The sequence below is a fragment of the Kribbella sp. NBC_00359 genome (assembly GCF_036097425.1).
Classification (GTDB): domain Bacteria; phylum Actinomycetota; class Actinomycetes; order Propionibacteriales; family Kribbellaceae; genus Kribbella.
Genome location: NZ_CP107975.1, coordinates 3479250 through 3500298, shown reverse-complemented (window position 1 = coordinate 3500298; position 21049 = coordinate 3479250). Strand labels below are relative to the sequence as shown.

25 protein-coding genes and 1 pseudogene are annotated in these 21049 nt (G+C 68.6%); 11 read left to right on the top strand and 15 right to left on the bottom strand.

The window, feature by feature from the left end; genetic code table 11:
• Positions 1-18 precede the first annotated feature (18 nt).
• The gene (locus OG876_RS17115) at positions 19-450 is read left to right on the top strand and encodes a pyridoxamine 5'-phosphate oxidase family protein (protein ID WP_328525865.1); all 432 of its coding nucleotides are present in this window, start codon (positions 19-21) and stop codon (positions 448-450) included.
• Here the strand turns inward: OG876_RS17115 and OG876_RS17110 are convergent, their stop codons facing one another.
• From OG876_RS17110 to OG876_RS17100, 3 genes are all read right to left on the bottom strand, one after another.
• Positions 451-1017: a hypothetical protein gene (locus OG876_RS17110; RefSeq protein ID WP_328525864.1), complete on the bottom strand. Its 567-nt coding sequence runs from the start codon at positions 1015-1017 to the stop codon at positions 451-453.
• A gap of 81 nt (positions 1018-1098) precedes the next feature.
• Entirely contained in the window at positions 1099-1902 is an 804-nt protein-coding gene (gene proC, locus OG876_RS17105) for a pyrroline-5-carboxylate reductase (RefSeq protein ID WP_328525863.1), read from the bottom strand.
• Positions 1903-1911: 9 nt separating this feature from the next.
• Positions 1912-2841 carry a proline dehydrogenase family protein gene (locus OG876_RS17100; protein ID WP_328525862.1) on the bottom strand — a complete coding sequence of 310 codons (930 nt, stop codon included), beginning with the start codon at positions 2839-2841 and terminating at the stop codon, positions 1912-1914.
• Between the two features lie 155 nt (positions 2842-2996).
• On the opposite strand from OG876_RS17100, the gene OG876_RS17095 reads away from it, so the two are divergent.
• The 6 genes from OG876_RS17095 to OG876_RS17070 all read left to right on the top strand — a co-directional run bounded on the left by OG876_RS17095 (position 2997) and on the right by OG876_RS17070 (position 6627).
• On the top strand, positions 2997-4031 hold the full coding sequence (locus OG876_RS17095) for a DUF695 domain-containing protein (RefSeq protein ID WP_328525861.1): 1035 nt from the start codon (positions 2997-2999) through the stop codon (positions 4029-4031).
• 111 nt (positions 4032-4142) lie between these two features.
• Positions 4143-4715: a dihydrofolate reductase family protein gene (locus OG876_RS17090; RefSeq protein ID WP_328525860.1), complete on the top strand. Its 573-nt coding sequence runs from the start codon at positions 4143-4145 to the stop codon at positions 4713-4715.
• Positions 4716-4800: 85 nt separating this feature from the next.
• Complete coding sequence (locus OG876_RS17085) at positions 4801-5034, top strand: sigma factor (RefSeq protein WP_328525859.1); 234 nt, start codon at positions 4801-4803, stop codon at positions 5032-5034.
• The gene (locus OG876_RS17080) at positions 5015-5239 is read left to right on the top strand and encodes a sigma-70 family RNA polymerase sigma factor (protein WP_328525858.1); all 225 of its coding nucleotides are present in this window, start codon (positions 5015-5017) and stop codon (positions 5237-5239) included. The genes OG876_RS17085 and OG876_RS17080 overlap by 20 nt, the downstream gene beginning before the upstream one ends.
• A 24-nt stretch (positions 5240-5263) precedes the next feature.
• On the top strand, positions 5264-5749 hold the full coding sequence (locus tag OG876_RS17075; protein WP_328525857.1) for a hypothetical protein: 486 nt from the start codon (positions 5264-5266) through the stop codon (positions 5747-5749).
• Positions 5750-6357: 608 nt separating this feature from the next.
• On the top strand, positions 6358-6627 hold the full coding sequence (locus OG876_RS17070) for a hypothetical protein (RefSeq protein ID WP_328525856.1): 270 nt from the start codon (positions 6358-6360) through the stop codon (positions 6625-6627).
• Here OG876_RS17070 and OG876_RS44050 read toward each other — a convergent pair.
• From OG876_RS44050 to OG876_RS17035, 9 genes and pseudogenes are all read right to left on the bottom strand, one after another.
• Positions 6555-6917: a mycothiol transferase gene (locus OG876_RS44050; protein ID WP_442914136.1), complete on the bottom strand. Its 363-nt coding sequence runs from the start codon at positions 6915-6917 to the stop codon at positions 6555-6557. The genes OG876_RS17070 and OG876_RS44050 overlap by 73 nt on opposite strands.
• A pseudogene (locus OG876_RS44045) lies at positions 6904-7131 on the bottom strand (mycothiol transferase); the annotation flags it as partial. The pseudogene OG876_RS44045 and the gene OG876_RS44050, both read right to left, overlap by 14 nt.
• 28 nt (positions 7132-7159) lie before the next feature.
• Positions 7160-8968, bottom strand: a complete 1809-nt coding sequence (locus OG876_RS17065) for a hypothetical protein (RefSeq protein WP_328525855.1) — start codon at positions 8966-8968, stop codon at positions 7160-7162.
• Between the two features lie 149 nt (positions 8969-9117).
• A complete protein-coding gene (locus OG876_RS17060; RefSeq protein WP_328525854.1) occupies positions 9118-9855 on the bottom strand; it encodes an ABC transporter permease in 738 nt (245 codons plus the stop codon).
• Positions 9852-10574 carry an ABC transporter ATP-binding protein gene (locus OG876_RS17055; RefSeq protein WP_328525853.1) on the bottom strand — a complete coding sequence of 241 codons (723 nt, stop codon included), beginning with the start codon at positions 10572-10574 and terminating at the stop codon, positions 9852-9854. The genes OG876_RS17060 and OG876_RS17055 overlap by 4 nt, the downstream gene beginning before the upstream one ends.
• A 39-nt stretch (positions 10575-10613) precedes the next feature.
• Positions 10614-11204: an HDIG domain-containing metalloprotein gene (locus tag OG876_RS17050; RefSeq protein ID WP_328525852.1), complete on the bottom strand. Its 591-nt coding sequence runs from the start codon at positions 11202-11204 to the stop codon at positions 10614-10616.
• Positions 11204-11803: a TetR/AcrR family transcriptional regulator gene (locus OG876_RS17045; protein WP_328525851.1), complete on the bottom strand. Its 600-nt coding sequence runs from the start codon at positions 11801-11803 to the stop codon at positions 11204-11206. Before OG876_RS17045 ends, OG876_RS17050 begins: the two co-directional genes overlap by 1 nt.
• Positions 11800-12651, bottom strand: coding sequence for a sugar phosphate isomerase/epimerase family protein (locus tag OG876_RS17040; protein WP_328525850.1), 852 nt, complete (start codon positions 12649-12651; stop codon positions 11800-11802). The genes OG876_RS17045 and OG876_RS17040 overlap by 4 nt, the downstream gene beginning before the upstream one ends.
• Before the next feature lie 7 nt (positions 12652-12658).
• The gene (locus OG876_RS17035; RefSeq protein ID WP_328525849.1) at positions 12659-13591 is read right to left on the bottom strand and encodes a Ppx/GppA phosphatase family protein; all 933 of its coding nucleotides are present in this window, start codon (positions 13589-13591) and stop codon (positions 12659-12661) included.
• An 88-nt stretch (positions 13592-13679) separates the two neighbouring features.
• Here OG876_RS17035 and OG876_RS17030 point away from each other — a divergent pair, with 88 nt between their 5' ends.
• Positions 13680-14420 (top strand): hypothetical protein, encoded by a 741-nt coding sequence (locus OG876_RS17030; protein ID WP_328525848.1) that lies wholly within the window; start codon positions 13680-13682, stop codon positions 14418-14420.
• Here the strand turns inward: OG876_RS17030 and OG876_RS17025 are convergent.
• On the bottom strand, positions 14413-15366 hold the full coding sequence (locus OG876_RS17025; RefSeq protein ID WP_328525847.1) for an NAD-dependent epimerase/dehydratase family protein: 954 nt from the start codon (positions 15364-15366) through the stop codon (positions 14413-14415). The genes OG876_RS17030 and OG876_RS17025 overlap by 8 nt on opposite strands.
• 65 nt (positions 15367-15431) lie before the next feature.
• Here OG876_RS17025 and OG876_RS17020 point away from each other — a divergent pair, with 65 nt between their 5' ends.
• Positions 15432-16064, top strand: a complete 633-nt coding sequence (locus tag OG876_RS17020; protein ID WP_328525846.1) for a VOC family protein — start codon at positions 15432-15434, stop codon at positions 16062-16064.
• A 2-nt stretch (positions 16065-16066) separates the two neighbouring features.
• On the opposite strand, the gene OG876_RS17015 is transcribed toward OG876_RS17020, so the two are convergent.
• Positions 16067-17458, bottom strand: a complete 1392-nt coding sequence (locus OG876_RS17015) for a WS/DGAT/MGAT family O-acyltransferase (RefSeq protein ID WP_328525845.1) — start codon at positions 17456-17458, stop codon at positions 16067-16069.
• Between the two features lie 71 nt (positions 17459-17529).
• Entirely contained in the window at positions 17530-18954 is a 1425-nt protein-coding gene (locus tag OG876_RS17010; protein ID WP_328525844.1) for a beta-N-acetylhexosaminidase, read from the bottom strand.
• Positions 18955-19113: 159 nt separating this feature from the next.
• Here OG876_RS17010 and OG876_RS17005 point away from each other — a divergent pair, with 159 nt between their 5' ends.
• Together OG876_RS17005 and OG876_RS17000 are read left to right on the top strand one after the other, a co-directional pair.
• On the top strand, positions 19114-20346 hold the full coding sequence (locus OG876_RS17005; RefSeq protein WP_328525843.1) for an MFS transporter: 1233 nt from the start codon (positions 19114-19116) through the stop codon (positions 20344-20346).
• Between the two features lie 4 nt (positions 20347-20350).
• Positions 20351-21046: a class I SAM-dependent methyltransferase gene (locus OG876_RS17000; RefSeq protein WP_328525842.1), complete on the top strand. Its 696-nt coding sequence runs from the start codon at positions 20351-20353 to the stop codon at positions 21044-21046.
• Positions 21047-21049: the final 3 nt, after the last annotated feature.

Below are 21049 nucleotides of genomic sequence, written 5' to 3'. Positions count from 1 at the left end.
CTGCCTACCGTCTCAGGTATGAACGCTCTCCCCGAAAGTGCCCACCGGCTCTTCACCGAACCCAAGGACGTCACCGTCGTCACCCTCGACCCCGACGGCTCGCCGCAGGCGTCGCTGGTCTGGGCCGGGCGCGACGGAGACGAGATCCTGCTCGGCCTCCAGCGGCCGCACCGCAAGACCCGTAACCTGCTGCGCGATCCGCGCGTGACGCTGCTGGTCCAGGACGACCAGCTGAGCCCTCGCGGCATCACGCAGTACCTGGTGATCCGCGGAACGGCGAAGCTCGAAGGGCCCGGGATCCCGGTCGACTACAAGGCGCTGATGGACGGCCTGTCGCAGCGCTACCTCGGCGTACCCGAGTTCCCTTTCGGTGAAGGCATCTGGGACACCGGCATGATCGCCCGGATCACCCTGGACCGGGTCGCCGGCGAAGGACCTTGGACCGCCTAGTCAGACGACGATGTGCCAGCGGAGCAGGAAGGCGCCGACCGACAGGATCAGGTAAGTCAGGACGAGCAGGGCTCCGATCCCGGGACGCGGCCGGTGGCGCCGTACCGGACTGTCGGCCGCCTGGCCGCGGATGGACTCCATCACCGCGCCGACCTCGGCCGTGCGGTCCTTCGGGATGCCGTTGATCTCGTTCTCGTCCTGGCCGCGGGTCAGTACGACGTTGTCGTCGCCGATCTCGATCTTGTCGACGTCCTGCCAGGCGAGGCTGCGGATGAGCATGCTGGTGCGGGCCTTGAGGGCGGTGTCGGTCAGCACCACGCGGTAGAGCACCACGCCGCCGGCGACGCGGACGACCGAGGCGCCGATGATCGTGAGCAGGCCGACCGCGAGCATGTCGCGGGCACCCATCCAGAGCCACGAGTTCAGCGCCGGTACGACGATGAACGGGGCGACGAACAGCGCCCAGGCCCACCAGGGCGCCGGGTCCAATGGCACCCGCCACGGCAGCTGTGGCACCTCCTGCTGCTGCGCAGGCGCGGCGGCAGGATCGACCGAACGATTACCCATGGGCGGGACCATAGTCGACTCATCCCTCGAACAAGGCAGGAAACTGCGGCGCCAACAATAACGCCACCCGTCGGAGAGGTGTTATTCGGCAGCCAATGCCCGCGAACGGTTGCGGGCCGCTTCGATCGCGGACAGGAACGCGGCCCGGACCTTGTGGTCCTCCAGTTCGCGGATGGCGGCGGCCGTCGTACCGCCCGGTGACGTCACCCGCTCCCGCAGCACGGTCGGGTGCTCACCGGTCTCCCGCAGCAGCTTCGCCGAGCCGACCACGGTCTGGACGACGAGGTCCGTCGAGGTGCTCCGCGGCAGGCCCATGTGGACGCCGGCCTCGATCATCGCCTCGACGACGAAGAACAGGTACGCCGGGCCCGACCCGGAGATCGCGGTCACCGCGTCCTGCTGCTTCTCCGGCACCCGGATGACCCGGCCGGTCGCGGCCAGCAGGCCCTCCGCCAGCTCGAGATGGCTCTCGTCGCAGTGCGCACCGCGGGAGATCGCGGCCATCCCTTCGTCGACCAGGGCCGGCGTGTTCGGCATGACGCGTACGACGGCCACACCCTCGGGCAGCCGCGATTCGATGAACCCGGTCGTGATGCCCGCGGCCAGCGAGACCACGGTCTGGGACGCACGGACCGCCGGGGCGATCTCGGCGAGCAGGTCCGGCATGTCCTGCGGCTTCACCACAAGAACCAGGGTGTCGGCCTTGACCGCCGCATCCACGTTGGACACGACGTCGACGCCGTACCGCTCGCGTAGTTCGGTGGCCCGCTCCTCCCGGCGCTCGGTGATCAGGAGCTCCTCCGGTCGCCGCCCGGCCCGAATCAGCCCGGACAGCAACGTCTCCCCCATCACACCGGCCCCGAGAATGGCCACCTGACTAGTCATGCCGACAGGTTACTTCTTGCTGATGAGGGACCTCGCGAAGAACTGGATGTTCGCGGGGCGCTCGGCCAGGCGACGGACCAGGTAGCCGTACCAGTCCTCGCCGTACGGGATGTAGACGCGCATGGTGTGACCCAGGCCGACCAGCCGGAGCTGCTCCTCGGGACGGATACCGTAGAGCATCTGGTACTCGTAGCTGCCCGGCTGACGGTTGGCGCGGTCGGCGAGCGAGCCGGCGATCGCGATCAGCCGCGGGTCGTGCGAGGCGATCATCGGGTAGCCGGTGCCGTTCATCAGGATCTTCATCGCGCGGACGTACGCCTTGTCCACCTGGCGCTTGTCCTGGAACGCGACCGACTCCGGCTCCTTGTACGCGCCCTTGCAGAGCCGGACACGGGAACCGGCGTACGCCAGGTCGCGGCAGTCGCTCTCGGTCCGGCGCAGGTAGGCCTGCAGCACCGCGCCGGTCTCCGGGAAGTCCTGGCGCAGCTCGCGCAGGATGCCCAGCGTGGAGTCGGTGGTGGTGTGATCCTCCATGTCGAGGGTGACCGTCGTACCGGCGTTGCGGGCCGCGAGGCAGATGGTCCGCGCGTTCTCCAGCGCGATCTTCTCGCCGTCACCGGGCAGCGCCTGGCCGACCGCGGACAGCTTCACCGAGACCTCGGCGTTCTTGGTCAGGCCGGCGGCGGCGAGCTGCTTCAGGAGCTCGAGGTAGGCGTCCGCGGTGGCGGTCGCGGCGGCCCGGTCGGTGACGTCCTCACCGAGGTGGTCGAGGGTGACGTTCAGGCCGTTGCTGACCAGCTTCTCGGTGGCCAGCACGGCCTCCGGAGCGGTCTCGCCGGCGACGAACCGTGCGACGATGCCACTGGACACCGGGAGTGACGACACGGCCTTCTTGATCTGGGGGCTGCGGGACATGCCCAGCAGGACTCGCCGAAGCACTACGTGTTCCTCCTCATCGACCCACCCGGCCCCATATGCCAGTGGTGTCAGCAGGTTACGCGCCTGAACCAGACGCTCGCTAATCGTGTGGCGGGGACCACACCAGCCGGTCCACTGGTCCGATGCTCGCACCCTTGGTCGGCAAGGATGCGGGCATGCCCATCTTCAAGCGTCGCAAGCGGACCGTCGTGGAGGCCGACCCGATCGGCGCGTTCTGGTCGTGGTGGACCGAGGCCGGCGCGGCACAGGTGGCAGACGCGATCGCGCGGAAGGAGCCGACCGAGACGAGCTCCGTGCTGACCGAGCTGATCGGGTGGATCCACCAGGACCTCGAGTGGGAACTCGGTCCGGGACTGCATGCCAAGCACGCCCTCATCGTCACCGCGGCCGGCAACCCCACCCACCGCGCCGTCGCCCGCCGCTGGTTGCGCGCCGCGCCGCCGTCCGACGAGACCTGGGAGTACGCCGACCTGCGCCGGCCCGGTCCCGCGTTCACGATCCGCTTCGACGGGCTGCCGCCGATCCCGGTCGACGAGGCGGTCGTCTCGATCGAACCCGACGCGGCTTCGATCCATGTCGGCGTACATCACCCTGTCTTTCCTGATGTGCCGATCGACGTGCAGCGGCGGGTGACCTTCCTGATCCTCGACCTGGTGCTCGGCGAGGAGATGGTGGAGACCTGGGTCGGCGCGATCGAGACCCTCAGTTCGGCGCCGGCTGATGCGGTGGCGATCGATTCGCTGCTGCCGGCCGTGGCTGCGTTCGCGGCCGAGCACACCCTGGAGGACGGCAGTCCGGCGTGGAAGATGCTCGAGGGTACGCGCGACGGACACCGGCTGATCGCGACCGCGGAGTACCCGCTGCGCTCCATCCGCCGCCCACACCTGGACACCCACGTCGCGGTCTCGATCGGCTACCCCGTGGTCCGCGACGACGGGCTGCCCGAGTCCGACATGCTCGACGAACTCCGCGCCTTCGAAGACCACCTCACCGACCGCCTCGGCGGCTCCGGCAACCTCCTCGCCCACGAGACCACCGCCGGCACCCGCATCCTGCACTACTACACCGACGGCACCACCCCCGCCGGCGCCCAACTCCAAGCCGCCACCACCGGCTGGCCCCACGGCAAAGTCACCATAACCACCAACCCAGACCCCGCCTGGCACAACGTCTCCCACCTCGCCGGGTAGCTCCCCCGGTTGATGGGGTGTGATTGGGGTCACAAGCGGCAGAATGTCTAGTTCGGTGGGGGTCGGGCGACGCAAGGGTGACAAGACGGTAGGGCTGACAAGGAGTTTGTGATGCGTACTTTGATCGCGACCGCGTTCGTTTCGCTCGATGGCGTTGTCGAGGCGCCTGGTGGAGAGGAGGGCTACCGGAGTTCGGGGTGGACGTTCAAGGACATCGAGTTCGACCCGGCCGCGTACGAGCTGAAGAGCCGCGAGCAGGAGGAGGCGGGGGCCATGATGATGGGCCGTGCGAGCTACGAGGCCTTCTCTCCGGTCTGGCCGGACATGCCCGAGTTCCCTGGCTACCGGGTGATGCCGAAGTACGTCGTGTCGACCACCCTGCAGGACGAGGACCTGGTGACGAACTGGGGCGACATCACGATCCTGCGATCCCTCGACGACGTCGCCGCGCTCAAGCAGACCGAGGGCGGGCCGATCATCATCCACGGCAGCGCCACCCTGGACCGCAACCTATCCGACGCGGGCCTGATCGACCGATACCACCTGCTGGTCTTCCCGGTCCTGCTCGGAGCCGGCAAGCGCCTCTTCAGCGCAACCGACAAGGACAAGCAACGCCTCGAGGTCGTCGAGAGCGAGTCCTACTCCAACGGCATCCAGAAGCTCGTGTACGACGTCGTCCGCTGACTCCCGCCGGACGCGGCAGATCCGGATGCAACCTGATCGCCCTGCGTTTTCGTCTTGAGGGGGATTCGGAGAGAGTGGAGGCGGGATGGCCGTGGCGGACCGGGACTTCGTGGAGTTCGTCGAGACGACGAGTCCGTCGCTGCGGCGGACGGCGTACCTGGTCTGTGGCGACCGGCACAGGGCGGACGACATCGTCCAGGACGCGCTGTACAAGCTGTACCTGGCGTGGCCGAGGGTACGGCGGGTGGGTAGTCAGTTCGCGTACGCACGCCGGATGGTCGTCAACGTGGCGCACGACGGTGGCCACCGGGCACGCTGAGCGCGACGAAGTACTCGACGTGCTTCGCAGTCTGCCGGCACGTCAGCGCGCATGTGTGGTGCTGCGGAACTACGAGGACCTGTCCGTCGAGCAGACGGCGGAGATCCTCGGTTGCTCCAGCGGCACCGTGAACAGCCAGGTGTCACGCGGTCTCGACACTCTCCGGCAAGCCATCGACCGGCAGCGGACGAGCCGAGCACTGTGAAGGCGAGCTCCATGAACGACGTACGTGAGGTCGGTGCCGAACTGCATCGCCTCGCCGATGCAGAGCAGTTGCAGCCGCTGGACACCGCCCAACTCCTGGACCGCGGTCGCCTGCAGGATCGAGACGAACTCGCTGGACGGCGGCATGGTGATGCGCGGAATCACCTTCCTGAACCTCGACTCGTTGCGGCAGGTGCAGGACCCGATCCTCACCCCGGCGAAGGGTTCGCAACGGGCGGATCTCTATACCGGTGGGGATCTGAGCGGCCAGGAGTGCTCCGGAAAGCGCTGCTGGGAGGCCCGCGCCTGCGGACGGGTGGCGAGCACGGCAACCCGGATCCACCTGCCGATGGGCCCGTCGGCGGCTACCGACATTCCGGTCACCGACGGCTGGTTCGCCTACATCTGGCTGAGCCCACCGACGACGGCCAAGGAGACCGATTTCAAGGCCACCGCCTACGACAAGGACGGAAAGGTCGTCAAGATCCTGGAGCCCCGGCAACCGTCCTGAGACTCGGCATACGGATCGGCGTCGGTGAAATCCGATCCGCTGCTCGGGAGTGACAATGGAGCTGGCGCGCACTCACTGGTGCGCGCCGGCTCTTCACGCCATTCGGCGTTGCCGCACCGAGGCCGCGAGCAGCGAGCTGCGAGCTGCGAGCTGCGAGCTGCGAGGATGAACGCCAGAACGACAAGAGCAGCTCCCGGTCGCACTGGTGAATCCGTTGCCCTGGGCAACTCCGATGACCGCGTCCACCGCATCTGCGGGATCATCTCGGCCGGCATCATCTGCACGGCCTGGAATTCGGTCGCCGCGAAGGCGCTCGCGAACAGACCCAACGCCGTACCCAGCACACCATCCAGGACAGCACCGACACCGAGCTGCCAGGCCGCGCCCTGGATGTCGAGATCCAAGGCATGCGCTGCGTTCGTTGCTGAGCAGACCCTGGAGGACGGCAGTCCGGCGTGGAAGATGCTCGAGGGCACGCGCGACGGACACCGGCTGATCGCAACCGCAGAGTACCCGCTGCGCTCCATCCGCCGCCCACACCTCGACACCCACGTCGCGGTCTCGATCGGCTACCCCGTGGTCCGCGACGACGGCCTGCCTGGTCCGACATGCTCGACGAACACCGCGCCTTCGAAGACCACCTCACCGACCGCCTCGGCGGCTCCGGCAACCTCCTCGCCCACGAAACCTCCGCCTGCACCCGGATCCAAGCCGCCACCACCGGCTGGCCCCACGGCAAACCACCAACCCCGACCCGCCTGGCGCAACGTCTCCCACCTCGCCGGGTAACTGTGGTCGCCTTGAACTACGGCGGAGTGTGCGAGAACCACAGCGCGTTCACCCTGTCCCGATGGCTCTCCCATGCCGAAGGGTCGTAGTCAGGGCGACTTCGTACGTACGCCATCCAGGCGTCGCGATCGAGCCTTCCGGTAATGCGCGCCCGATACATCCGCAGCTGCTCCTCGTCGTCAGAGACCATCACATCGCCCGGATGGCTTCCGACCCTGCCGTCGAGCATCTCCCTGACCACGTCGGCATGTCCGGCATGCCTGGTGGTGTCCGGGAGAACGGTGAGGACCATCGAACGCAACGAGATCGGGCGTCGCCCACATGTCCAGGCCGTGCAAGAGCTCTTCGTCGAGCTCCCAGGGAAGCACCTCGCGCTCACGCCCAAACGCCGAGCACAGGTAGCCGTACGTAAGCCCAGTCAGGTGCTTGACGATGCCGATCAGGTTGGTCCCGGTCTTCGTCATCGGCCGACGGAGCTCGGCATCACTCAGCCCTTCGAGCTTCCAGAGCAACGACCGCTGGACCGATCTCAGCTGTTCCAGCAGTTGCGCCGTCTCGGCACCGGTCTCCACCACAGGTTCGTCTGGACTCATGGACTCAGCCTCCGACATGGTTGCGCTCCTAGCGGCCACCGTCCGGGCTGTGTGATCCACTCCGTCTTCTGTCTGCCGGTTGGGGTAGCCGGTGGGTGCCGGTGGGGTCGACGCGGAATCGGAAGCCATGGGGTGTCGTCCACTCCAGAGTCTTATGGTCGATGCGGTGGACGGTCCAGCCGTGGGCGTGGGTTTTGACCCGGTGACCGTACCGGCCCAGCGGCGCGAGGTTGGTGGTGTTGGTCTGACCCGGTGGGCCAAGCGGATCGAAGGGCCGCAGGTGGTCCAGGTCCATGGCGCGGTGGGTTTCTTGGGTGCCGAAGGGGAAGAGTTCGACGGGGTGGGTGAGTTTGACGCGTTCGCGGATCCGGTCGGGGATTTCGTAGGCGTCGACGCTGACGGCGTCGTTGAGGTCGATGACGGGCTTGACGGTGTAGGGGTCGTAGCCGATGAGCTCGGCGAGCTGGTCGGCGAGCAAAGGGCCGATGGCTTCGGCGCGCAGTACACCGGTGCCGGTGGCCAGGGTGTGGTCGGTGAGGTGGACGTAGATCTGCGTCTGGCCAAGGCGTAGCCGTCCTCCGCGGCGGCCGCTGTGACCGGTGATGTCGGTGTCGGTTGGGGTGGTGGGGTGGGTGTAGGCGTCGTGTTTGATTTGGGCGAGGCGGGCGTGCAGGGCGCGTTGGGCGGCGGCGTCCATGGCCTGGCCGTCGTCGGGATCGAGGTGTAGGCCGGGATCGGATGGGTCGAACGGCTGGATCGGCACGGTGTCTGGGGTGTCGAGGGGGTCAGGCAGATCGCTGACGCTCGGGTGGGGTGCGTCGCGGTCGGCTTCGTCGTCCGGGCCGGGCTCGTCCCGGTCGATCGCTCGGCCATCGAGCAGGTCCACATCCCGGCTGCGGCAGCGGCGGCCCAAAGCTGGGGCGGCGGCGATGTCCGGAGCGGCGGTCGGTCCGATGGTGTCCGTAGCCGTCGCGGTCGGCGCAGTATCCGGAGCAGTGTCCCGAGCCGTGGTGGTCGGCGCGGTATCCGGGGTATCGGTGGTGGCTGGGTTGTGGAGGCGGTGGTGGCGGGCCTGAGCCAGGAGTTCTTCGGTGTAGCGGGGGTCGGCGATGATCCCGACTGCCTCCGCGCGGCGGTGCTGGACTGGGCGGGTGTCGCCGAAGGTCTTCAGGGCCTCGGCGATCGCGGCCAGGGTCGCCTCGTGGCGGATGACCGCGCCGGCGGCGGCCCTGATGTACATGGATTTGGTGCCGTGCTCATTCGAGCGGCCGACGAACACGCCGCGTTCGCGGGCCCTCTCCTCGGCCTCCGCCCGCGCCAGGCCCGGGTCGGCATACAGCTTCGCGGCGGTAACGATCTTGGCCAGCCGGTACGGCGTGATCGAGTCCACCAGGGGCGCGACCCGCTGGTCGACGTACCGGGCCGCGACCTCGGACAGTTTGGCGCAGTCTGTGACGATGCGGCACGCCTTCCACGGCGTCGCCTCCCCGGCCAGGACCCGCGCCCAGGTGAACGGGAACCGGTGCCGTAAGGCCAGCGCCTGACCGATGTAGTTCGCCGCGACCCGCGGTGAGATCCCCAGCATGACCGCGAACTCGGCGATCGCGAACTCCGCGATCGCCGGGCACCCCTCACCACCCAGCACCATCGCCCGCTCCCGGCCCTCCCACGACCGCCGGCCCGGCCGGACCGGGCATGCGTCAGGGTGGAAACGGTCGGCGTAGACCTGGGCGTGTTCGAGGCGCCGCGCGTCGACCCGTCGGGCCTCGGCGTCGTGTTCGGCAGCCGACTCCAGCAAGTCGGCTGTCGATAGTGTCGCCAGGTCTCCGTCGAACATGCGTGCGATTCTACACAGAGTCACGATACGGCGGCAAATGCGGCAAGGCATCGAAAGCCCTTATCCACAAGGGGAAACGTCACACTTCGATCAACAGCTGCCGCCAATAGCAACCTCGCCCTCTGAGCTTTCGTTGGGTCGGGGTGGGTCTACGCCGTGCGGCGTTTGAGGGTGGCGGCGCCTAGGGTCAGGGCGGCGAGGATGAAGGCCAGGACTATCAGGGCGTCGGTGCCGGCGCCGGAGGTGAAGCCGTTGCCTTTGGCAACGCTGATGACGGCGTCGACGGCGTAGGACAAGGGCAATACGTCGCTGATGGCGTGCAGGGCGGTGGGAAGTTGGTCGCGGGGGATGAGGAGGCCGCAGAGGAGGATCTGGGGGATCATCACGGCGGGCATCATCTGGACGGCCTGGAATTCGGTGGCGGCGAAGGCGCTGGCGAAGAGGCCGAGCGCCGTACCCAGGACACCGTCGAGGACGGCGACCACGCCGAGTTGCCAGGGAGCACCCTCGATGTTGAGGCCGAGGGCGTACAGAGCGATCGACACGACCACGAGGGCCTGTACGACCGCGATCAGGGCGAAGGCGAGCGCGTAGCCGAGGAGGAAGTCCAGCTTCCCCATCGGCATCGTGAACAGCCTGGACAGCGTGCCGGTCGAGCGTTCGCGCAGGGTCGCGACCGAGGTGACCACGAACATGATGATCGCCGGGAACACCGCGAGCAGCGGACCGCCGAAGCGGTCGAAGGCGTTCGGTGAGTCGATGAACATCCACCACATCAGGCTGACCAGTAGCGTCGGCAGCACGATCAGCATCGCGACCGTGCGGTGGTCGCGGCGCAGCTGGGCCAGGACCCGAGCGGCGACGGCGAAGGTGACCCGGGGCGTCATCGCGCACCTGCCTTCCGGTCGATGAGGGTGAGGAACGCCTGCTCGATGTCGTCGGTACCGACCGAGTCGAGCAGGGCTTGCGGGGTGTCGTCGGCGAGCAGGTCGCCGTCGCGCATCAGCAGGAGGCGGTCGCAGCGCGAAGCCTCGTCCATCACGTGACTCGAGACCAGCAGCGTCGCGCCGGCGTCCGCCAAGGAGTGGAAGAGGCTCCACAGGTCGCGCCTCAACACCGGATCCAGACCGACGGTCGGTTCGTCGAGGACGAGGAGTTCGGGATCCCCGAGCAGAGCCGCGGCCAGCGAGGCCCTCGACCGCTGCCCGCCGGACAGCCGATCGACGCGATCGTCCGCGTGCGAGCGCAGGTCGACGGCGTCGATGACCCGATCCACGTCGGCGACCGGGACTCCGAGCACCGCGGCGAAGAAGCGCAGATTCTCGGTGACGGTGAGATCGCCGTACACGCTGGGCTCCTGGGTGACGTACCCGATCCGCCCGCGGAGCGTCGGCGCTCCGGCGGGCGACCCGAGGACGGAGACATCGCCAGTCACGCGGGCCTGGAGACCGACGATCGCCCGGATCAGCGTCGTCTTGCCGCAGCCGGACGGACCGAGCAGCCCGGTCACCGTCCCGGCCCGGAGGTCGAACCCGACCCCGTGCAGGACCTCCCGGTCGCCGCGCACCACCACGACGTCCCGGCAACTCACCGCGTTTTTCATCATGTGATGAATTTAGCTCGCGCAACAGCCTCTGGCAAGCCTTCAGATGACGGGGTAACCGGTGGATTCGCTGAGCGAGCCCAGGACGGGTTCGCCGTACTTCGCCCGCAGTGAAGCGAAGGCGGTGACCTTGTCCGCACCCCAGCGACCGACGGACGCGGCATAGGTGTCCCCGGTCAGAAACACCGGCGGAGTGCGCTTGCTGTGGAACTTGTCGGCGTACATCACCAACTCCTCTTCCGCGGAGGCCGGGATGTAGTCGTCGACCGGGATCGGCAGCGATTGGCGCAGTACGTCGGCCCGCGTGATGCCGACGCCCGTGTGGCGGGACGCGAACCGGCAGATCGGTTCGGCGAAGCCGAGGCCGTCCAGCAGTTCATGACCGAGTACGCCGTGCCGCACGTAGTCGACCGTGTTGAGTTCGCCGGTCGGGCCGTACAACCGATAGACCCCGATGTCGTGCAACAGGGCGCCCGCCCGGATCAGGTCGGTGTCGACGTCGAGACCGACGAACAGCTGCTCGGCGACCTGGCAAACCATCACGGAGTGGGGATACACCGACTCGAAGGCTTCGCGAGTGGGCGCGTGATCACGATGCAGGGCGTGGATCTCGCGGTCGGTGGGGATCCGCATCAGCCGGTCAGGTGGAGCTGGAGAACGGGCGCCAGCCGGTCGATCAGGGTCGCGAGGTCGACGGACGCGACCGGTTCGAGCCCGACCAGGTAGCGGGCCATCGCGACGCCGATCAGCTGGGTCGCGACCAGGCTCACGCGAAGGTGCGCGTCGGGTACGTCGAGCGTGCGCGAGATCGGCTGGATGATCATCTGCGTGATGCCCTCACGCATCAGCCGGGCCACCTCGTCACTGGTCACCACGCTGCGGAAGATCGCCGTCATCCGCTGCTGTCCCTCGGGCGACTCCCAGATCCCGAGGAACACGGTCGCGATCCGCCGGCCGATCTCCTCCCGCGGTCCGTCGACGATTTCCGCGGCGATCTGGCGCGGGTCGACCGGGATGGCCATCGCCTCGATGAACAGCTCGTCCTTGCTGTCGAAGTAGTGATGCACCAGCGCCGCGTCGACCCCGGCCTCGCGGGCGACCGCACGGATCGACGTGGAGCTGAATCCCTTGTCCGCAAAGGCCTTCCGGGCCGCTCCCAGGATCTCGCCGCGGGTATCCGGTCCGCCCGGCCGACGGCCGGCCCGCCCGCTCCCCGCCGCCCGCGAGCTCACGGGATCAGTTCCGAGATCTCGCCTTCGGGGGTGACGGCGAACGACGTACGGCGTGATCCGCGGGCGAAATGTTTCCGGGTGAACTCGAGCGACTCGACCAGGTCGACCTCACGCTCGGACCGGCTGGTCGCGCGCCGGGTGTTGATCTCGATGATGATGTGACCGCGGAAGTCCTGATGGGCCAGCTCGGCGAGCAGATCCGCCGCGCGCTGCGTGCCGCGGCCGGGCACCAGGTGCTCGTCCTTCGCGGAGCCGGTCCCGTCGGTGAGGTGGATGTGCTTGAGGGTCTTGCCCATCGTCGCGGCGAGCTCGACGCAGTCCTGCTCCGCGGTCGACGAGTGCGACAGGTCCAGCGTGGTGTGGGCGTAGCTCTGCTCGGTCGGGTCCCAGCTCGGGGCGTACGCCTGCAGGCCCTTGCCGGGCGCGCGCCACGGGTACATGTTCTCGACCGCGAAGATCACGCCGGTCTCCGCCTCGAGCCGGGCGATCCCCTCGACGAATCCGCGCGCGTAGTCGCGCTGCCAGCGGAACGGCGGGTGGACGACGACCACGTCGGCGCCGAGGTCCTTCGCGGCCTCGGCGCTGCGCTCGAGCTTGCCCCACGGATCGGTCCCCCAGACCCGCTGCGTGATCAGCAGGCAGGGCGCGTGGATCGCGAGGACCGGGAGCTGGTGGTAGTCGACCAGCCGCTGGATCGCGTCGATCTGGGTGCTCAGGGGATCGATGCCGACCATCACCTCGACACCGTCGTACCCGAGCCGGCTGGCGAGCTCGAATCCGCTGGCGGTCGACTCGGGGTACACGGACGCAGTGGACAGGCCGATCCGCGCGGTCTTGCTGGTAGTCATCGGGAGCCTATCGGGGTTGCAGCTGGTCGAGCCGGGACAAGATGACGCCTTCGCGCAGCGCCCAGGGGCAGACCTCGAGCGCGGGCAGGTTGAACAGGTCCATCACCGCGTCGGCGACCAACGCACCGGCGAGCAGCTGCGAGGACCGGCCGACCGACACCCCGGGCAGGTCGGCCCGCTCGGCGGCGGACATCTTGGTCAGCCTCGGCACCCACTCGGCCAGGGCGTCCCGGTCCAGGCCGCGGGGCACGTACGGTCCGTCGTCCGATGGCGCCGCACCGCAGATCCGGGCCAGCGAGCGGAACGTCTTGCTGGTGGCGACCGAACGCTGCGGCTTACCGGCCCGCAGCACCGGACCGGCGACCGCGGCCATCTCCATCCGGATCCGCTTCCGCAGCGTCCGGACCTGGTCCTTGTCCGGCGGGTCGGCCGTCAGTCCCTCGCGGGTCAGCCGGCCGGCGCCGAGCGGCACCGAGACGGCGATCGTCGCCTCCTCGTCGGACCCGGCCGCGATCTCCAGCGACCCACCACCGATGTCGAACACCGCCAGGCGACCCGAGGACCAGCCGAACCAGCGCCGTACCGCCAGGAAGGTCAGGCGGGCCTCGTCCTCGCCGCTCAGCACCTGCAGGTCGATCTCGGTCTCGGTGCGGACCCGATCCAGCACCTTCTCGCCGTTCGGCGCCTCGCGCAGCGCCGAGGTGGCGAACGCGAGGACCGACTCACAGCCCTTGTCCTCGGCCAGCTCGGAGGCTTCCTTGACGAACGAGACCAGCCCGTCGGAGCCGGACTGCGCGATCTTGCCGTCCTTGTCCAGGTGCTCGGCGAGCCGCAGTTCGGTCTTGTGCGAGTACGCCGGGTACGGCGCGGCACCGCGGTGTGCGTCCACCACGAGCAGGTGGACGGTGTTGGATCCCACGTCGAGTACGCCGAGCCGCATACCCTCACGCTACTGGACTCCCGGCGTACCGGCGTGTTCCGGGAGCCGGCGTTCACAGTTGCGGGGCTCGGGCGCGTACGCTTTCCAGGTGCCTGAGGTTTCTCTCGATTTTCCCCGCGCGTGGGTCGAGTTCACCGATCCCGACGATCCCGACCAGGTCTTCCGTTGCGACCTGACCTGGCTGGCGTCCAACTGGACCTGCATCTTCGGCGGTGGTTGCAAGGGCATCTACAAGGGCAGACCGAACGACGGCTGCTGCACCCTCGGCGCGCACTTCTCCGACTCCGACGACGAGAAGCGGGTCAAGAGCTACGTCAAGGACCTGACCAAGGACGACTGGCAGTTCCGCAAGGAGGGCCGGAAGAACGGCTGGGTCGAGACCGACGACGAGGGCGACCGCAAGACCCGGGTCTGGGAGGGCGCCTGCATCTTCCTGAACCGCCCGGACTTCCCCGGTGGCGGCGGCTGCGCGCTGCACGGGCTGGCGCTCAAGCGCGGCATCCACTTCGTCGAGACCAAGCCGGATGTCTGCTGGCAGCTGCCGATCCGCCGTACCTTCCGCGAGGTCGAGCGCCCGGACGGCACGACGTACACCGAGGTCGGCATCGGTGAGTACGACCGGCGCGGCTGGGGGCCGGGCGGTCACGACCTGGACTGGTACTGCACCGGCAACACCGAGGCGCACATCGGTGTCGAGGCCGTCTTCGAGTCCAGCAAGGTCGAGCTCCAGACCCTGATGGGCCACAAGGCGTACGACGTACTCGCGGAACTCTGCCGTCAGCACCTAGAAGCAGCCCGGCCGCTGCTGCCGCACCCTGCCTCTAAGTAGCGATCTTCCCGTTGTCGACGAGCCAGCCGATCGCTTCGAGGGTGGCTTCGAGCGCGGTGTAGCGCGGCCGGAAGCCGAGGAGCCGCGCCGCCTTCTCCATCGAGCAGTTCGGGCTGTGCTCGATGTGATCCCAGGTGGCGGCCGCGTCCCGTTCCGGCACCTTCTCCCGCCACTCGCCGTACGGCAGGAGCCCGAGCTGCGCCTCCTGACCGAACCAGTCGGCGACGGCGTACGCATACCCACGCAGTGTCACCGCGCCGTCGGCGACCGCGTGGAAGCTCTCGCCGATCGCGGTCGAGCGGCTCGCGATCGCGGCCAGGAAGACGCCCGCGACGTCGGCGGCGTGGACCGGGTTGAGCGTCTCAAGGCCGAGGTTCGGCAGCAGCACGTCATGGCCGTGGGCAAGCTTCTCGTACACGCCGAGGTCGAAGTTGCCGGCCGGGTTGACCGGCGTCCAGCCGGGACCGCAGATGTGACCGGGGTGGATGATCGTGGCCGGCAGCCCGTCGCGGCGAGCCTTGCCGAGCAGGTAGGCCTCGATCGCCGCCTTCTGTACGCCGTAGTCACCGAAGGGTCGGCGTGGTGCGTCCTCCCGGGTCGGCACCGTCATGCTCGGGCCGTGCACCCAGATCGTGCCGCAGTGCAGCAGGTGCTGGATCTTTCCTTGCACTGCCTCGACGAGCTGACGCGCACTGTCCTCGGTGAAGCAGATCAGGTCGATCACCACGTCCGGCCGCAGCTCGGCGACCCGCTGCCCGAACGTCCCGGCCGCATCCTCGGCCTGCCGGTCGACCTGGACGAGCTCGACCTTCCGCCAAGCCCTGTCGGACTGGTACGGCGAGCGCTCGCCGCGACTGAGCACCGTGACCTCATGCCCGAGGCGCACCAGCGCGGGGACCAGGTAGGTGCCGATATGACCGGTTCCTCCGATAACGACCGTACGCATGGCTAGACCCTAGTCCGACACCCCGGATGCGGCGATTGTCGGTGGGTGAGGACAGAATGACTGCCATGCGTCTGGATCATCTGTCGTACGCGTGCGGACCGGATGGGTGCCGCGCGACTGTCGAGCGGTTGTCCGCGCTGCTCGGAGCGGAGTTCGTCGACGGCGGTGTGCACCCGCGCTTCGGCACGGTGAACCACATCCTCCCGCTGGAGAACGATCGCTACATCGAGGTGGTCGACGTCCTCGACCACCCGGCCTCCGACAAGGCACCGTTCGGTCAGGCGGTCCGCGCCCGCAAGGAGCTCGGCGGCGGCTGGCTCGGCTGGGTGGTGGCGGTCCGCGACATGGAGCGGATGGAGAAGCGCCTCGGCCGGCCGGCGGTGCCCGGCAACCGGCACCGGCCCGACGGGGTGAACCTGACCTGGCGGCAGATCGGCGTGAAGGGCCTGATGGCCGACCCGCAGCTGCCGTTCTTCGTGCACTGGGACGACCTCAGCCAGCACCCGTCGACCGGCGGCAAGGGCGTCAAGCTGACCGCGCTCGAGATCGCCGGCGACCCGGCCCGCGTCACCGACTGGATCGGCCACCCCGCCGACCACCTGCTCGACGACCTCGACGTCGCGTGGGTCGGCCCGAACGGCCAGCCCGGCCTCAACGCCGCCCTCTTCGACACCCCGAACGGGATCGTCCGGCTGTAGTCCTAGTGGATGCTCTCGAGGTCGGAGAGCGACGTCTCGAGGTGGGTCAGCAGCCGCTGCAGGTGCGGCACCGTACGGCGGCAGCCGACCAGCCCGAAGTGGAGCTGGTGGTCGTAGCTGGTGACGCTGATGTTGAGCGCCTGGCCGTTGAGCACGATGCTCGCCGGATACATCCCGAGCAGCCGCGACCCGTTCCAGTACAGCGGACTCTCGCTCGGGCCCGGCACGTTGGAGATCACCACGTTGTACGGCGGCCTCGTCCGGCCGGCGACTCCGGGGAGGACCGCGGCGGGACCGGCGACACCGAAGCCGAGGGCTCCGAGCAGCAGCCGCTGCAACGGGCTGAGCTCGGACAACACGCCCTTGGCATACGTGGTGGACGCCATGATCCGGCGGATCCGGCGCTCCGGATCCCGCTCGTCGGTGGCGAGGTCGGCGATCAGCGTGCTCAACGAGTTGCCGCCACCGGGGGCGTCGGGCGTGCCGCGCAGCGACACCGGGACCATGGCCGTCAACGCCCGGTCCGGAAGGGCGCTCAGCTCGAGCAGATAGTTGCGCAGGGCCCCTGAACACATCGCCAGCATCACGTCGTTCAGCGTCGCGCCGGTGATCGCCCGCACCTTCTCCAACCGCTCGACCGGCCAGGACTGCGCCGCGAACCGCCGCGACCCGGTGATCGACTGGTTGAGGATCGTCCGCGGCGCCCGCAGTGGCACCGACGAACGCACCAAGCTCTTCAACCCGAGGGGTGTGAGGCCGGCGACGCCGGCCAGTACTCTGCCCGCATTTCCCGGGATGCGGCCGACCGTCGTCAGCAACCCGTCAGCGCTGTTGGCCGGCTCGGCCGCTGACACCGGCAGGGCGAAGGTCGCCGGCATCCCGGTCCGCGCCGGGTCCGAGGTCAGGGTGTCCTGCATCCAACGGAGCGCTGTCACGCCGTCGATCATCGAGTGGTGAATCTTGGTGTACATGGCGAAGCGGCGGCCTTCGACGCCTTCGATCAGGTACGTCTCCCACAGCGGGCGGTGCCGGTCGAGCAGCGTGCCGTGCAGCCGGCTGGTGAGCTCGAACAACTCCCGGAACCGCCCTGGGCGCGGCAGGGCCGACAGCCGCACGTGGTAGTCGAGGTCGATGTCCTCGTCCTGCTCCCACGACCAGTAGCCGAGGTCGAGCGGCCGGCGCCGCACCCGCCGGGCGAACAGCGGGTGGACCGCCGGCGCCGCGACCATGTCGTGGTACAGGCCCGAGGTGTAGTCCCGCGACCCCTCCGGAAACACATGATCCCGCCCAGCGCCTTCCGGCAACTCGAACAGCATCAGCCCGCCGACGTGCATCGGTTGCTCGCGCGTCTCCCCCAGCAAGAACATCGCGTCCAGCGGCCCCACCGCGGTCATGACTCCTCCGCTCCACGGACTGGGTTCCTGACGACCCATCGTCGCCACCGGGAACCCAGTCCGTCTACCCCTCAGTCGAGCGGGCGGTAGTTGACGCCGATCTTCTCGATCCGGGTCAGGTGCGGGCGCAGGCGGGTGAGGAATTCGTCGTACGACGTCCTGGGCGAACCCCAGGCGCGCTCGGCGAAGGCGGACAGCCGCGGCAGCAGCATGTAGCCGACCTGCTGCTCGTCCGGCATGTACTCGGTCCAGATCTGGCACTGGGTGCCGACGATCAGCGCCGCCTCCTCCTCGGTGAGCGACGGCGGGATCACCTCGAAGTCGTAGACCTTCTCCAGCGGGATGAAGTTGCCGATCGCCAGCGGCTCGGTGGCCGGGTCGCCCTGGTAGTAGTCGAAGTACACCGACTCGCACGGCGCCATGACGGTCTGGTGACCGGCCTTCACCGCGACCTCGCCGCGGTGGGCGCTGCGCCAGGCCATGATGACCGCGTCCTTCGGGCAGTCGGTCTCGACCATCTCGTCCCAGCCGACCAGTCGGCGGCCCTCCTCGGCCAGCACCGACGCGACCTGCTCGGTGAACCAGCCCTGCAGCTGCCCCGGCTCGGTCAGCCCGAGCTCGGCCTGCCGCTTCTGTGCCACCTCCGAGTCACGCCACTGCACCGACGGGCACTCGTCACCACCGAGGTGGATGTACGGGCTGGGGAAGATCTCCAGCACCTCGCGCAACACGGTCCGGACGAACTCGACGGTCTCGTCGTTCACGTTCAGCACGTCTTCGCTGATACCCCAGTACTGACGGACGCTGAGCTGGGTGTCCGGGTTGTTGCCGAGCTCCGGGTACGCCGTGATCGCGGCCTGCATGTGACCCGGCAGGTCGATCTCCGGGACCACGGTGATCCCGCGTTCGGCGGCGTACGCGACGATCTCGCGCAGGTCGTCCTTGGTGTAGAAGCCGCCGTGCCGCTTGCCGTCGTACTCGAACTCCTTCTGGCCGCGCGACATCTTGCCGACCATGGTCTCGTCGCGCCAGGCACCGATCTCGGTGAGCCGCGGGTAGGCCTCGATCTCGACCCGCCAGCCCTGGTCGTCGGTGAGGTGGAAGTGCAGCGTGTTCAGCCGGTGCAGGGCGAGCACGTCGATGACCTTGAGCACGAAGTCCTTCGGCATGAAGTGCCGGGCGACGTCGAGCATCATTCCGCGCCAGGCGAACCTCGGCGCGTCCGCGATCCGCACCGCGGGCACCGCGACCTTGCCGTCCTCGGCCGGCTCGGCGGCATCCAGCAACTGCGCGTACGTCGACTCGGCGTGCCGGAGTGCGTCCTCGGAGCCGGCCGACAGCCGGGCGCCGTCCGCGGTCACGTCGATGCGGTACTCGGTCTCACCGAGGTTCTCGACCACGTCCCGGATCGCCTCGGCGCCGGGATCCGCGCTGATCCACCGGCCCTCCTCGACGGTGAGTTCACGCGGGGCAGGGACGATCGCGATGTCAGGCATCCGGACTCCAAAGCAGGGTCGAATTACGTCAGGACAATCCTATAAGCGCGGATCGGCGCACGTCCACGTTCGGAAATGCGTGTAACCCGGCTACTGAGAGCATCGCCGAACACACCAAATCGAGCTGCTTCCCCGTCAGGTTGATGAGAAGGTGTGCCCGTGACTGTCGACCAGAGCCCCGCCGAGCTGCAGCGGACGACCTTGAGGGTGCTGGTGGCGAGCAATGTGCTCGGTGGCGTCGCGGTGGCGAGCGGGTTCGCGGTCGCCGGACTGCTGGCCGAGAACATCTCCGGCTCGACGTCGATGGCCGGACTGGTCGCCACGTCGACCACACTGGGCGCCGCGATCCTCGCCGTACCGCTGGCTCGGCTCGCGCGGTCGCGTGGCCGGCGGGTGTCGTTGACGGTCGGTTATCTGATCGCCACCACCGGTGCGGTGCTCAGCATCGTCGCGGCGCAGCTGGATTCGCTCGCACTGCTCCTGGTCGCCGGCTGCCTGTTCGGTAGCGGCTCGGCATCCAACCTGCAGTCCCGGTACGCCGCTACCGACTCAGCCGACCCGACACGCGTCGCTCGGTCGCTGTCGCTGGTCGTCTGGGCCACCACGATCGGCGTTGTCGTCGGACCCAACCTGACCGGTCTCGGCGGCTCGGTGGGCACGTCGATCGGCATCCTGGCTCTTGCCGGCCCGTATGTCTTCTCCGTGGTCGCCTTCGGGCTCAGTCTGACTACGGTGTGGTTCGGACTGCGCCGGCTGCACCAATCCACGCCCCAAGACAAATTGGAGCGGCAGCCGCTGGCGCCCACCTTCCGGCGTGTGATGGCGATCCCCCATGCCCGCCTCGGACTGCTCTCGATCGCGGTCGCTCACGCGGTCATGGTCGGGGTCATGTCGATGACGTCCGTCCACCTGAGGCATCACGGAGCCTCGCTGACCATCGTCGGCTTCGTCATCAGCGGTCACGTGGCCGGCATGTACGCCCTGTCTCCAGTCATGGGATGGCTGGCAGATCGCCTCGGCCGGATCCCCACTATCGGCATCGGCCTGGCAACCCTCGCCATGGCCATGACTGTCGCCGCACTGGCTCCCGACGGCGCACATGGCCTGACAGCTGCCGCCCTGGCCTTGTTGGGCCTCGGTTGGTCCGCGTGCCTGGTCGCGGGTTCCACACTGCTCTCCCGCTCGGTCCCGGCAGACATCCGCACCTCGGCTCAAGGCCTGTCCGACCTGATGATGGGCGCGCTCGCCTCCATCGCCGGCATCGCCGCCGGCCCGATCCTCGCCCACTTCGGCTTCCACTGGCTCGCCATCCTCTGCGGCCTGTTGCTCATCCCCGTCGCCCTCCTCGCCGCCGCCACGACCAGGCCGCTGCCGGCGGCAACTAAGGTCTAGCGCTGTGAGCATTGCGGACGGTGGGATCCCGAGTCCCAACATCTGGCAGCACCCGAAGGTGTACGAGGTCGAGAACCGGGCGGTGGATCCGGACGGCGTGATCGAGCCGGCCATGCGGGCGATCCGGGACTGGGCCGGACTGACGGTGCTCGACATCGGCTGCGGGACCGGCTTCCACCTGCCTCGGTTCGCGGAGACCGCGGCCCGGGTGATCGGGGTCGAGCCGCATGGTGCCCTGGCCGACGCGGCCCGGCGTCGTACGCGCGGATTGCCCAACGTCGAGGTACGACAGGGTACGGCGCAGCGGTTGCCCGTGGCGGACTCCTCGATCGACGTGATGCACGCGCGCTGGGCGTACTTCTTCGGGCCCGGGTGTGAGCCCGGGCTGGCCGAACTGGACCGGGTGATGCGGCGGGGCGGGACCGCGTTCGTGATCGACAACGACGCGAGCCGGTCGACGTTCGGTGGCTGGTTCGGTGCGGCGTACCCGATGATCAAGCCGGCGGTCGTGGAGAAGTTCTTCACCGAGCGCGGGTGGACGCGGACGCCGCTGGACATGGGCTGGCGGTTCGAGCGGCGGGAGGACCTCGAGGCGGTGGTCCGGATCGAGTTCAAGCCGGCCGACGCGGACCGCATCATCGCGTCCCACTCGGGTGTCGAGGTCGACTACGCGATCAACCTCTGGAGCAAGACCTTCTGAACG